Here is a 12,735-nt window from a genome sequence, read left to right as displayed (position 1 = left end):
GGCACAATATCCGCTATTAACGCAACATGGATTTCACCAACAATGCAGACATTCCAAACTACCAGCTTACAGGTTCGTAACAACCAGCTCTGGATACTGGATCAGCAGGCCCTGCCCCAGCAAAAGAACTGGCTGCCTGCCCATTCGGTCGCGCAGTTGGTTGAACATATTCATGCGCTGCGGGTGCGCGGTGCGCCGTTAATTGGCCTGTCTGCATCCCTGCTGCTGGCACTGCTAGCGGAACAGGGTGAAACGCGCGAGCAGCTGGTGCAGTCGCTGGAAATATTGCGGGCCGCCCGCCCGACCGCGGTCAACCTGATGAATAACCTCGATCGTATGAAACAGGCGCTGGAGCAGTCAGACAGGGTGACGAGCCTGGCAGAAGAAGCCTTGCGGCTGGTACAGGAGGATAAACAGCTCTGCGATCGCATCGCCGAAGCCGGAAGCTCGCTGGTCAAACCCGGCAGCCAGCTGTTAACCCACTGCAATACAGGCGGCCTGGCGACCGCAGGCGTCGGCACAGCCTTGGGCGTTATCGCGCGCGCACATCAAGAGGGCAAGGTCCGAAATGTTTGGGTCGATGAAACGCGTCCCCTGTTGCAGGGCGGGCGCTTAACCGCCTGGGAACTCGGCGAACTCGGCGTGCCTTACCAGTTGATCACCGATTCGATGGCCGCCAGCCTGATGGCTGCGGGCAACGTGGACGCTATCTGGGTGGGCGCGGACCGTATCGCCGCCAATGGTGACGTAGCGAACAAAATCGGCACCTACAGCCTGGCGGTGTTAGCGCACTATCACGGTATTCCGTTCTACGTTGCGGCCCCGCATACCACGCTGGATCGGCTCTGCCCGACGGGCGCGGCCATTCCTATTGAACAGCGTGCCGCCAGTGAAGTCACCGGTGTGTCCGGAAGCTTCGGCAGCGTGCAGTGGGCTCCTGAAGAAGCGCAGGTCTACAATCCCGCCTTTGATGTTACGCCTGCCGCGCTGATCAGCGGTTGGGTGCTGGATACCGGCGTGATCGCACCGGCTCAGGTTGCCGCTGGCATCTTCCAGCCACAGTAAGCGGACGGGCGGCTTACGGAATCAGCCGCCCGCAGAATGCGCCGTGATTACGCAAGGCGCGGATAGGCATCGGCAATCTTGTCGCCGGTGAAATTGGCGATCCAGCCTTCCTGATTATCAAAAATGCGAATCGCGGTGAAGTGCGGGGACGATCCCATATCAAACCAGTGCGGCGTGCCGGCGGGCACCGAAATCAGATCGTTCTTTTCGCACAGGATCTGCAAAATTTCACCGTCCAGATGCAGACAAAACAGCCCCGCACCCTCGACAAAGAAGCGCACTTCATCTTCGCCGTGCGTGTGTTCCGACAGAAACTTCTGGCGCAGAACGTCCTTCTGCGGGTTATCGGCACGCATGCTAATCACGTCCCAGCTCTGATAGCCTTTTTCGGCCACCAGCCGGTCGATGGCATGCTGATAGGCGTTGATGACCGTTTCCGCATCCGGGTTTTCGCCCAGATCGCGGTCGGCCTGCCAGCGTTCAAAACGGACGTCTTTGGCATTCAGCCGCGCGCGAATCGCCTCAGCATCGGTGCTGTGCCATATCGGCTGGCTGGGATCGCTATCGCTAAAAATGGTCAGTGCACTCATCTCAAATCGACTCCGGGTTAATCTGGGAAAAATCGGCGACCTGACGATGATGGCTGTCATCATCTGCCGCGTCACGAATCAGCTGCAGCGTGTGCCAGCCGGCCTGCTCTGCTGCGTCCAGCTCCTGATGAATATCAGAAAGAAACAGCAGTTGTTCGGCGGGCAAGCCCGTTTGCGCAGCGATGTTCTGATACGACGTCTTCTCACGCTTGGCGCCCACGTGGGTATCAAAATAGCCGCTGAACAAACCAGTAATATCACCTTCGTCGCTGTAGCCAAATAACAATTTCTGCGCGGCAACCGAGCCAGAGGAATATATATATAATTTAATGCCTTGCGCGTGCCAGGCCTTAAGCGCGGGCAGCACATCAGGATAAAGGTGCCCGGTAAAGCGACCGCTCAGGTAGCCCTCGCGCCAAATCATTCCCTGCAGCGCCTTCAGGCCGGTCGATTTGCGATCCGCATCCATGTAAGAAAACAGAATAGCGATGACCTCGTTTGTATCGGCATCGGGTTGCCCCGCTTCGGTACGCACGGCGTTTAGCGCCTGTTGCACCTCAGTCTGCGTCTGATTCTTGCGAACATAATCAGCCAGATGCGCTCGGGCATAGGGAAACAGAACGTTATGTACAAAGCGGATATCGCTGGTGGTCCCTTCAATATCGGTAACAATGGCCTTTATCATGCTTTCTCCAGCAGGCGACGTTGGCGCTCGCATTCAAATAAAAATTCCAGACCTTCAAGATGACGACGGGCTTCAGCGACATCTTTGCCCCAGCAGGTCAGGCCGTGTCCGCGCAGCAGAAAGCCATAGCGCAGGGGAAAACGGGCGGCATAATCCTCGATCTCTGACGCCAGCGCCGCCACATCCTGACTGTTGTCGAACAGGGGAATCGCCACGGTAGCATCGTGGGTCGTTTGCCCGCTCAGCGACTTTTGCATCTCATAGCCGTAGAGCAGCACGGCGGCACCCTGCTCAACCCGCGACAGCACCGTGGAATTGACCGTGTGCGTGTGCAGTACCGCGCCCGCCTCCGGGAACAGACGGTAAATCAGCGTGTGCAGCGCGGTTTCTGCCGAAGGCTTGCGGCCCGAGGGGGCCAGATTAGTGGCAATGTGGACCTGAATAAAATCATCCCGCGTCAGGCTGCCTTTGTCTTTGCCCGACTCACTCAGCAGGCAAACATGTGCATCCTGGCGCACCGACATATTGCCACCGGTGGCCGGTGCCCAGCCCTTCGCGCCTATCCAGTGACAGGCTTGCACCAGCTGATCTACTGCAGAAGAATCGGACATCATCGTTCCTTTTAGCCGTCTAAGCGTCTTGATTGCCAAATACTAGCATCCTGTTTATAGTGGCATCAACTAAGGGTTTTTCCGCTACCGTTTTTGCGCGTAAGGCTACCTAATCATGACGCAGTCCAACCTGACGCCCGAGAGCAAGCTGCCTGCACTCGGCACCACCATATTCACGCAAATGAGCACGCTGGCACAGCAGCATAATGCGATTAATCTTTCTCAGGGATTTCCGGATTTTGATGGTCCGTCTTACCTGCAGGAAAGGCTGGCTTACCACGTCAGTCAGGGCGCGAATCAGTACGCACCCATGACCGGCGCACAACCGCTTCGCGAAGCCATTGCGGATAAAACCGCCGCGATCTATGGCTATCGGCCCGATGTGAACAGCGATATCACCGTGACGGCAGGGGCTACTGAAGCCCTGTATGCCGCCATCACCGCCCTGGTGCGGCCCGGTGACGAGGTCATCTGTTTCGATCCCAGTTACGACAGCTATGCGCCTGCGGTACAGCTGGCGGGCGGTACACTGAAACGCCTCACCTTGCAGCCACCGTTGTTCACGGTTGACTGGCCTGCGTTCTCCGCGCTGCTAAGCGACAAAACCCGCCTGGTCATCTTAAACACGCCGCATAATCCCTCGGCCAGCATCTGGCATCACGCGGACTATGCCGCGTTATGGCAGGCTGTCGCCGACCGAGAAATCTACGTGCTGAGCGATGAAGTCTATGAACACATCTGCTTTGCACAGGACGGTCATGCCAGCGTGCTGGCGCACCCTGAGTTGCGTCAGCGTGCGGTGGCGGTGTCATCCTTTGGCAAAACCTTTCATATGACGGGCTGGAAAGTCGGTTACTGCGTAGCACCGGCGGCCATTAGCGCCGAGATCCGTAAGATCCATCAGTACCTGACGTTTTCAGTCAACACGCCTGCGCAACTGGCGATTGCCGATATGCTGCGCCAGCATCCCGAACACTATCGTGAACTGCCCGAGTTTTATCGCGCGCGCCGTGACCGACTGATACAGGCCTTGCGCAGCAGTCGTTTTCACCTGTTGCCCTGTGAAGGCACCTACTTCCTGCTGGCGGACTACAGTGCCATTTCGGACCTGGACGATGTCAGTTTTTGCCAGTGGCTGACGCGTGAAGTGGGCGTAGCCGCCATTCCGCTGTCGGTATTCTGCGAGGCGCCTTTCCCGCACAAACTGATTCGGCTGTGCTTTGCAAAACAGGAAGCCACACTTGATGCGGCAGCGGAGCGGTTATGTCGACTTTAGCGATAACGCTGCTACAGGAGCCACTGACGTGGATGGATGGCGAGGCCAACCTGCGCCATTTCGATCGGATCTTAGCCGACCTGACGCAACGGGATGTCATTATTCTGCCCGAAATGTTCACCACCGGTTTTGCCATGGAGGCCGCACAGTCGGCGCTACCGCAGGCGCAGGTCGTGGAATGGTTACAGCACCATGCTAAGCGCAGCAATGCGCTGGTGGGCGGCAGCGCCGCCGTTCATACCGCAGAAGGTGCCGTGAACCGTTTTCTGCTGGTTGAGCCGGATGGCACGCTGCACCAATATGACAAACGTCATCTGTTTCGCATGGCCGATGAACAGCAGCATTATCTTGCGGGCAAGGCGCGTACGGTGATTCCGTGGCGCGGCTGGCGTATTCTGCCGCAAATCTGTTACGACCTGCGCTTTCCGGTGTTCTCACGCAATCAAAATGACTACGATCTGGCGCTGTATGTCGCCAACTGGCCTGCAGCGCGCGCCCTTCACTGGCAGGCCCTGCTGCTGGCTCGCGCTATCGAAAATCAGGCATATGTAGCAGGCTGCAACCGTGTGGGCAGCGATGGTAATCAGCATCAGTACAGTGGGGACAGTCGAATTATTTCTCCGCAGGGGGAGATTCTGGCGGCGGGCGAGCCGTTCAAAGCCGGTCAGGTTGAGGCGTCGCTGTCGCTAGCCGAGTTGCAGGCTTATCGCGAGCGGTTTCCGGCATGGCGCGATGCGGATGGCTTTACGTTGGCAGAATAAAATCGCCCCCGACCAGGCCGGGGGCGATTCAGGCGTTTACTGCAGGTCGAAACGGTCCAGGTTCATCACTTTCGTCCAGGCCGCCACGAAGTCGGTAACAAACTTCTGTTTTGCATCGCTGCTGGCATAAACTTCGGCCAGAGCGCGCAGGATGGCGTTGGAACCGAACACCAGATCGGCGCGCGTCGCGCTGTACTTCACTTCTCCGCTCTGACGATCGCGGCCTTCGAAGATCTCTTCACTGCCGTCGGTCGCACGCCATGCGGTGCGCATATCCAGCAGATTCACAAAGAAATCATTACTCAGCACGCCCACGCGGTCGGTGAACACGCCGTGATGGCTGCCGTCAAAGTTGGTGCCCAGGACACGCAGGCCACCCAGCAGGACGGTGAGCTCTGGGGCACTCAGCGTCAGTTGCTGCGCCTTATCCAGCAACAGGGTTTCAGTGGATGATCCTCCCTGTACGCGACGATAGTTACGGAAACCATCTGCCAGCGGTTGGAGTACGTTAAAGGATTCTACATCAGTTTGATCCTGACGAGCATCCACGCGGCCTGGGGTAAAGGGCACCTGTGCGCTGACGCCGGCTGCGGCTGCGGCCATTTCGATGCCGACGCTGCCCGCCAGGACAATGACGTCAGCTAATGAAGCTTTACCGGATTCCTGCTGGATCTGCTGCAGTTTCGGTAACACATCGTTAATGACGCTGGCGTTCACCGCCCAGCTGTTCTGGGGCGCCAGCGCCAGACGGGCACCGTTTGCGCCGCCGCGTTTGTCGCCACCACGGAAGGTTGAAGCCGAAGCCCAGGCCGCCGAAACCAGCTGGCTTACCGTCAAACCTGATGCAGCGATTTTCGCCTTCAGTTCACTGATATCATCGGCCGTCGGCTGATGCGTTGGCTGCGGTAACGGATCCTGCCACAGTAAATCTTCCTTTGGCACTTCCGGACCGATGTAACGCGCTTTTGGCCCCATATCGCGGTGGGTCAGCTTAAACCAGGCGCGGGCAAAGGCTTCGTTAAAGGACTGCGGATCGTTCAGGAAGCGGCGAGAAATCTTCTCGAACTCGGGGTCGAAACGCAACGTCAGATCCGTCACCAGCATGGTCGGTTTGCGCTTTTTCGCAGGATCGAACGGATCCGGAATAATGTCGTCAGCGTTGACCGCTTCATACTGAATCGCACCCGCCGGGCTGTGCGTTTTCACCCACTCATATTTGAACAGGTTCTCAAAGAAGTAGTTGCTCCACTGGGTTGGCGTTTGCGTCCAGACGACTTCAAGGCCGGAGGTAATCGCATCTGCACCCACACCGCTGCCGTGGCTGTTGTTCCAGCCAAAGCCCTGTGCTTCGATAGGTGAGGCTTCAGGATCGACGCCCACGTGACTGGCGGCGGCGGCACCATGGGTTTTGCCCAGGGTATGTCCACCCGCAATCAGCGCCACGATCTCTTCGTCGTTCATGCCCATGTTGCCGAATGTCGCGCGAATCGCTGGCGCGGCAGAAGCGGGATCGCCGCTGGCTTCAGGCCCCTCTGGGTTCACGTAGATCAGCCCCATTTCGGTCGCGCCCAGCGGTGCGTTAGCCAGGCTTTCCGGATGGCGATGGGCCAGCCACTCGGTTTCGTTACCCCAATCCACGTCCATATCCGGTTCCCAGACGTCTTCACGACCGGCACCAAAACCAAAGGTACGGAAACCTGAATTTTCCAGCGAAACGTTGCCGGCGAGGATGTAGAGATCGGCCCAGGAAATTTTCTGACCGTATTTTTGTTTTACCGGCCACAGCAGGCGGCGGGCTTTATCAAGGCTGACGTTATCTGGCCAGGAGTTCAGTGGGGCGAAACGCTGTTGACCCCGGCCTGAGCCACCGCGCCCGTCGACGGTGCGGTACGTACCGGCACTGTGCCACGCCATACGAATAAACAGGCCAATGTAGGTGCCCCAGTCGGCTGGCCACCAGGATTGGGAGTCGGTGAGCAACGCCCGGATGTCGGCTTTCAGTGCGGAGTAGTCCAGCGTGCTGAACGCTTCGCGGTAGTTGAAGTTTTCGCCGAGGGGATTAGAACGGTTGGAGTGCTGGTTTAGCAGATCCACGCGCAACATGTTTGGCCACCAGTCGCGATTGCTGGTACCACTGCCGGCTCCACGAGCCAGAACGCTTTCTTCTTCCGATTTACCGTGATGAAAGGGACATTTACCTGAAGCGGCTACATCATTATCTTTTGGCGTGCTCATTATCGGCTCCGTTGCCTTCACATTATTGACCTTAAGATAACCCTGGCGTTAGCAGGAATATAGTCGGATGGGCCGAAGGTATTGATAGCCGATAGCTCTCAAGCGCAGCGGAAAAACGCTGCGCCTGATGCACCTGTTAACTGCCGCGATAGGTAGACCAGCTCCAGGGCGAGATTAAAAATGGCAGATGATAATGGCTGGCGCTTTCCGTCAGCACAAAATCAATTTGCGCACTGACGTACAATGTTTCTCGTCCGCCTGCGCGGAAGTATTCGCCAATCGCGGCCGTCAGGCGGTACTGTCCCGGCGCAAGCGGCTCGGGTGTCAGATCCTTCAGGCGACCATCGTTATCCGTGATGCCCCGGGCACAGGTTACCCACCCTTGTGCCCCGTGCTGTTCCAGCAACATGGCTACGCCTGGCGCGGGTTTACCCAGCGCGGTATCCAGAATATGGGTGCTGATAGTGCTCATGAAAAACTCTCCTTAAGGCGCAGCAGGGTGATTTCCCGCAGTTGTTCCAGAGATTCCTGGCGCTCGCTTTCCGGGCTGTTGTCCAGCCGCCGTGTAAGTTCATCAAGCATATTCTGTGCGCTGCGCCCTTTCGCCCGGATCAAAAAGACCCGGTTAAAGCGCGCCTCATAAGCCTGGTTGCCCTGCACCATCGCCTGCTGTAACGCATCGTCTGCCTGTTGCATGGCCGCTTGTTCGCTGCGTGATAACCGTTTTTCCTTCTCGTCGCCCTGTGCCTTTTCCCCGATGCGCGGATGAGCTGAAAGCGCCTGATTCAGATCGTCTTCCTGCCAGGCCTGGGCCAGCCGTTGTGCCTCAGCCAGCAGGGCCTCAACGCTGTGAAACGGGCGGGCCGCCACCAGCGCCTGCTGCCAGCGAGGAATCGCGACGCAGTGCGAGAGCGCAAGCTGAGCGGCGGCTTGCGGTAGCTGGTTAAAGGTGCCTAAATCCATCTTAATGCTGCTCCGCAAGGTGACATATCGTCTGCAAATAGGCCTGAACCGCCGGGGCGACATCGGCTTCATTGACCGATTCGGCCGGATGGTGGCTGATACCGCGATGGTTACGCACAAACAGCATGCCTACCGGCCAGCGTTCTGCGATTGCGATAGCATCATGGCCTGCGCCACTGGGCAGGGCCAGGCTGCGCCCCTGTACGGTTTCAACCGCGTGGCTCAACGCCTGTTGCAATCCGGCATCGCAGGCCGTCGCCGCAATGCGGTAATACTCATGAGATTCGAAGGTTAATCCCCGACGCAGCGCAATGGCTTCCGCCTGGGTCAGCAAGGCGGACAGCAGCGCTTCAAGCGGTGCGTCCTCGGGCCCGCGCACATCCAGCGACAGATTCACCTCGCCCGGAATGACGTTGACCGCGCCCGGTGCGCAGTTGAGCGTGCCTACCGTTGCCACTAACTGCCCCGGCTGTTCGCGCGTCGTGTGTTCAATAAACACCATCCATTCCGCCGCCGCCGCCAGGGCATCTTTACGATGCTTCATCGGCACCGTACCGGCATGGCCCGCCTCGCCCGTAAAGCAGCAGTTCAGGCGACGGGCACCGTTGATCGCCGTGACCACCCCGAGCGCGAGATCTTCCTGCTCCAGGCAAGGTCCCTGCTCAATGTGCAGCTCCAGATAGGCCACGATATCGCTGACGTTGCGCGCGGCACGCTGGATCTGACTGGCATCCAGCCCCACGTCGCTCATCGCCTGGGAAACCGTGATGCCGTTGCCGTCAGGATGTGTCGGCCAGCTGTCAGGCCAGGTGCCGGTAATGCCGCGACTGCCCAGCAACGTGATGCCAAAGCGCGTGCCCTCTTCATCCCCGAAGCCGATGACTTCAATGGCCAGCGGCAATCGACGCTGGCGATCGTGCAGCCACTGGACGGTTTCAATGGCGCTCAGCACGCCTAGCATCCCGTCATAGCGGCCGGCGTTGCGTACCGTGTCCAGATGCGAACCCAATAACAGTGCGGGAGCGCCGGGCTGCGCGGCCTCATAGCGACCGCAGATATTGCCCACCTCATCCTGCCAGACCGTCATACCGGCAGCCTGCATCCATTCGCCCACGCGCGCATTGGCCCGCAGGTGCTCTGGCGACAGGTAAACCCGTGTCAGGCCCTGATCGCTTTCACTGATCTCAGCCAGCGCATCACAGCGCGCCATCACGCGCCGGGCGGCAATCTGAGCCTCGCTGGCATTCATCATCATGCATGGCTCCCATAGTGGTTCCATGCCGCCTGCGAACCGGCCCCCTGTGGCGTACGATAACCGACATGGGACAGGACCATTTCCAGCGCCGCCAGCGTTTGCATCACGCAGTCTTTACGCGCGTTATAACCCATGGTGCCGATGCGCCACACTTTGCCATGCAGCGGGCCAAAGGACGTGCCGATCTCAATGCCAAAATCCTCCAGCATGAGCTTACGCACTTCATCGCCATTGACGCCCTGGGGAATCACCACGCCCAGGACATTGCTCATCTTGTTACTGAGATCGCCAAAGGTTTCCAGCCCCATTCCCTGAATGCCTTTCAGCATCGCCTCGCCGTGAAGCTGGTGGCGGGCAATGCCGTTGTCCAGCCCTTCCTGCAGAATCAGACGCGCACACTCACGCGCGCCGAACAGGGCGCTGGTGGCTTCAGTATGGTGATTGAGCCGTTCCGGGCCCCAGTAGTCCATGATCATGCCGAGATCGAAATAGTTGGAGTAGATCATCTCGTCGTCACCATCCTGATGCGCGTCGGTGCGGATCCCCTGCTCCACGCATTTGCGCTTGCGGACTATCGCCGCCATCTCATCGCTTAACGTGATCGGGGAGGTTCCGGACGGGCCGCCCAGGCATTTCTGCATGCCCGCGGAGACCGCATCCAGTCCCCATGCATCGGTTTCCAGCGCATTGCCCGCCAGCGACGCCGTCGCATCGGTATAGAACAGCACGCCATATTTTTTGCAGATGGCACCCAACTCAGCCAGCGGCTGCAGCATGGTGGTCGAGGTATCGCCCTGCACGGTCAGCAACAGGCGCGGTTTGACTTTTTTGATGGCGTCTTCAATCTGGTCTGGCGTAAAGACCTCGCCCCATGGCACGTCAATCGTGTGCACATCGGCACGGCAGCGGCGGGCAATTTCACACAGCAGATGACCAAAACGGCCAAAGACCGGCACCAGCACTTTATCGCCGGGGCGAATCGCCGACAGCAGAATTGCCTCAATACCGGCGCGTGAGGTGCCGTCAATCAGTAACGTCCAGCGGTTTTCCGTGCGAAACACGCCACGATACAGCGCCATCACCTCATTCATATAGTGCGTCATCGCCGGATCGTATTGCCCGAGCAGCTGGCTCGACATCGCACGCAGCACGCGCGGATCGGCATTGATAGGGCCAGGCCCCATTAACAGACGCTGAGGAGGATTAATTTGCGGAAATTGAGAGATATCCATAGTGAATTCCTTGTTAAGCACTCAAAGACGCACAGAGGAAATAAACTGCTTTAGCTCCGCCGTCTGTGGAGAAGCGAACAGCGTTTTACTGTCGCCCTGCTCCCAGACGCGCCCCTGATGCATAAAGACCACACGATCGCCCACGTCGCGGGCGAAGTTCATTTCATGGGTGACGAGAATCAACGTCATGCCCTCGGCGGCAAGCTGTTCCAGCACTTTTAGCACTTCACCGACCAGCTCAGGATCCAGTGCAGAGGTAATCTCATCACACAGTAAGACGCGGGGTTCCATCGCCAGCGCGCGGGCAATGGCAACGCGCTGCTGCTGACCACCAGACAGGCTGGAAGGGTAATAATCCAGCCGCTCGCCCAGCCCCACTTTCTCCAGCATGCGCGCCGCCAGTTCGCGGCACTCTGCCTGGCTTTTTTTCAGTACCCGACGCGGCGCCAGCATGACGTTTTCCAGCGCCGTCATATGCGGGAACAGATTGAAGTTCTGAAACACCATGCCGACTGAGCGGCTGATTTCCCGCGCCTGGGAATCACGGTCGGTAATCGTCATACCGCCGAGTTTAATGCTGCCATCCTGATAGCCTTCCAGCCCGTTCATGCAGCGCAACAGCGTACTTTTGCCTGAACCGCTGCGCCCGATAATGGAGATCACTTCTCCCATATCGATATCCAGATCCACGCCTTTGAGAACGTGGTTGGTGCCGTAATACTTCTGCACCTGATTAATGGTGATGAGCGGCATTAAATTTTTTCTCCAGATACTGGCTGTAACGCGACAGCGGATAACACAGCAGGAAATAGCCCAGTGCCACCAGCCCAAAGACTTTAAAGGGCTGATAGGTCACGTTATTCAGAATGGTGCCGGCCTTGGTCAGCTCGACGAACCCGATAATGGATGCCAGCGCCGTGCCTTTGATCACCTGCACCGCAAATCCCACCGTGGGGGCAATCGCAATGCGAATCGCCTGGGGTGCGATGACCCGCGTCAGCGTCTGACCAAAATCAAGCCCGAGGCAGCGTGATGCTTCCCACTGGCCCTTGGGCAGGGCCTGAATACTGCCATGCCAGATATCCAGCAGAAACGCGCTGGTATAAAAGGTCAGCGCCAGCGAGGCGGCGGTCCAGGGCGCGACGTCGATACCGAACAGTCCGACGCCAAAGAAAGCCAGAAACAGCTGCATCAGCAGCGGCGTGCCCTGGAACAGTTCGGTATAGGCACGGATCACGCGCGTCAGCCATTTACGCTTTAACAGGCGTAAAAACAGCAGCGGCAGCGTGACCAGCGTGCCGCCTAAAAAGGCCACCAGCGACAGCGCGATGGTCCAGCGAGCCGCCAGCAGCAGATTGCGCAGGATGTCCCAGTCAGTAAAGGTTGTCATCATGCCTGCACCCCCAGCCATTTGCGGCCAATCGCCAGCAGCAGCTGACGCATCACAATCGACAACGCCAGGTAAATCAGCGTGGTCACCGAGTAGACTTCAAAACTCAAAAAGGTGCGCGACTGAATCAGGTTGGCGGCGAAGGTCAGTTCCTCGTAGGAGACCTGCGAAACCACCGACGATCCCAGCATGACAATGATGCACTGGCTCACCAGCGCCGGATAAATCCGCTGCAGCGACGGCGGCAAAACCACGCGTAAAAACGTCTGGCTGCGCGTCAACCCCAGAACCCGACCGGCTTCCCACTGCCCTTTTGGCGTGACCTGAATACCGGCACGGATAATTTCCGTACTGTAAGCCCCCAGGTTAACCAGCATGGCCAGCAGCGCGGCTTCACCCGCCGTGAGTTTCAGCCCCAGGTTCGGCAAGCCGAACACAATAAAGAACAGCTGCACCACAAACGGCGTGTTGCGTATCAGTTCAACATAGAGGCCCCACAGGCGGCTTAACCAACTGGGTTTACCACTGCGCAGCGCCGCGCCGATGATACCGATACTGACGCCCCCGACCGTTGCCAGCACGGTTAACTGGATCGTTACCCACAGGCCGGAGAGCAACTCCGGCCAGTACGGCCACAATGCAGGGAAATTAAGTTGCCCGGTCATTGCTCCG

General features: G+C 58.4%; 14 protein-coding genes. 3 read left to right on the top strand and 11 right to left on the bottom strand.

The window, feature by feature from the left end; genetic code table 11:
• The first annotated feature begins 42 nt into the window (after positions 1-42).
• Positions 43-1,065: an S-methyl-5-thioribose-1-phosphate isomerase gene (mtnA, locus tag DFO57_RS16095; RefSeq protein ID WP_110015522.1), complete on the top strand. Its 1,023-nt coding sequence runs from the start codon at positions 43-45 to the stop codon at positions 1,063-1,065.
• A 47-nt stretch (positions 1,066-1,112) separates the two neighbouring features.
• On the opposite strand, the gene DFO57_RS16090 is transcribed toward mtnA, so the two are convergent.
• Genes DFO57_RS16090 through DFO57_RS16080 form a run of 3 tightly spaced genes read right to left on the bottom strand, consistent with a single transcriptional unit; the run spans position 1,113 to position 2,951 of the window.
• Complete coding sequence (locus DFO57_RS16090; protein ID WP_014606507.1) at positions 1,113-1,655, bottom strand: acireductone dioxygenase; 543 nt, start codon at positions 1,653-1,655, stop codon at positions 1,113-1,115.
• Position 1,656: 1 nt separating this feature from the next.
• Complete coding sequence (mtnC, locus tag DFO57_RS16085; protein ID WP_110015521.1) at positions 1,657-2,340, bottom strand: acireductone synthase; 684 nt, start codon at positions 2,338-2,340, stop codon at positions 1,657-1,659.
• Positions 2,337-2,951 carry a methylthioribulose 1-phosphate dehydratase gene (locus DFO57_RS16080; protein ID WP_014606509.1) on the bottom strand — a complete coding sequence of 205 codons (615 nt, stop codon included), beginning with the start codon at positions 2,949-2,951 and terminating at the stop codon, positions 2,337-2,339. Before DFO57_RS16080 ends, mtnC begins: the two co-directional genes overlap by 4 nt.
• A 115-nt stretch (positions 2,952-3,066) precedes the next feature.
• Here DFO57_RS16080 and DFO57_RS16075 point away from each other — a divergent pair, with 115 nt between their 5' ends.
• On the top strand, positions 3,067-4,227 hold the full coding sequence (locus DFO57_RS16075) for a pyridoxal phosphate-dependent aminotransferase (RefSeq protein ID WP_089517570.1): 1,161 nt from the start codon (positions 3,067-3,069) through the stop codon (positions 4,225-4,227).
• A complete protein-coding gene (locus tag DFO57_RS16070; protein ID WP_089517571.1) occupies positions 4,215-4,988 on the top strand; it encodes an amidohydrolase in 774 nt (257 codons plus the stop codon). Before DFO57_RS16075 ends, DFO57_RS16070 begins: the two co-directional genes overlap by 13 nt.
• Positions 4,989-5,024: 36 nt before the next feature.
• Here the strand turns inward: DFO57_RS16070 and katG are convergent, their stop codons facing one another.
• The 8 genes from katG to DFO57_RS16030 all read right to left on the bottom strand — a co-directional run bounded on the left by katG (position 5,025) and on the right by DFO57_RS16030 (position 12,728).
• On the bottom strand, positions 5,025-7,223 hold the full coding sequence (gene katG, locus DFO57_RS16065; RefSeq protein ID WP_014592998.1) for a catalase/peroxidase HPI: 2,199 nt from the start codon (positions 7,221-7,223) through the stop codon (positions 5,025-5,027).
• 136 nt (positions 7,224-7,359) lie between these two features.
• Entirely contained in the window at positions 7,360-7,695 is a 336-nt protein-coding gene (gene uraH / locus DFO57_RS16060; protein WP_013024759.1) for a hydroxyisourate hydrolase, read from the bottom strand.
• Positions 7,692-8,186 carry a 2-oxo-4-hydroxy-4-carboxy-5-ureidoimidazoline decarboxylase gene (gene uraD, locus DFO57_RS16055; RefSeq protein WP_029569681.1) on the bottom strand — a complete coding sequence of 165 codons (495 nt, stop codon included), beginning with the start codon at positions 8,184-8,186 and terminating at the stop codon, positions 7,692-7,694. Before uraD ends, uraH begins: the two co-directional genes overlap by 4 nt.
• Position 8,187: 1 nt before the next feature.
• Positions 8,188-9,441, bottom strand: a complete 1,254-nt coding sequence (hpxK, locus tag DFO57_RS16050) for an allantoate amidohydrolase (RefSeq protein WP_014606513.1) — start codon at positions 9,439-9,441, stop codon at positions 8,188-8,190.
• Positions 9,438-10,673 carry an alanine--glyoxylate aminotransferase family protein gene (locus tag DFO57_RS16045; protein ID WP_014592995.1) on the bottom strand — a complete coding sequence of 412 codons (1,236 nt, stop codon included), beginning with the start codon at positions 10,671-10,673 and terminating at the stop codon, positions 9,438-9,440. The genes hpxK and DFO57_RS16045 overlap by 4 nt, the downstream gene beginning before the upstream one ends.
• A gap of 21 nt (positions 10,674-10,694) precedes the next feature.
• The gene (locus DFO57_RS16040) at positions 10,695-11,426 is read right to left on the bottom strand and encodes an amino acid ABC transporter ATP-binding protein (RefSeq protein WP_014592994.1); all 732 of its coding nucleotides are present in this window, start codon (positions 11,424-11,426) and stop codon (positions 10,695-10,697) included.
• Positions 11,407-12,063, bottom strand: a complete 657-nt coding sequence (locus tag DFO57_RS16035; protein WP_024471625.1) for an amino acid ABC transporter permease — start codon at positions 12,061-12,063, stop codon at positions 11,407-11,409. Before DFO57_RS16035 ends, DFO57_RS16040 begins: the two co-directional genes overlap by 20 nt.
• Positions 12,063-12,728, bottom strand: coding sequence for an amino acid ABC transporter permease (locus DFO57_RS16030; protein ID WP_013024753.1), 666 nt, complete (start codon positions 12,726-12,728; stop codon positions 12,063-12,065). The genes DFO57_RS16035 and DFO57_RS16030 overlap by 1 nt, the downstream gene beginning before the upstream one ends.
• Positions 12,729-12,735: the final 7 nt, after the last annotated feature.

It is taken from the genome of Pantoea sp. AG702, assembly GCF_003182295.1.
GTDB lineage: Bacteria > Pseudomonadota > Gammaproteobacteria > Enterobacterales > Enterobacteriaceae > Pantoea > Pantoea ananatis.
The sequence above is the reverse complement of the archived record's forward strand: the minus strand, read 5'-3'. Positions and strand labels throughout refer to the sequence as shown.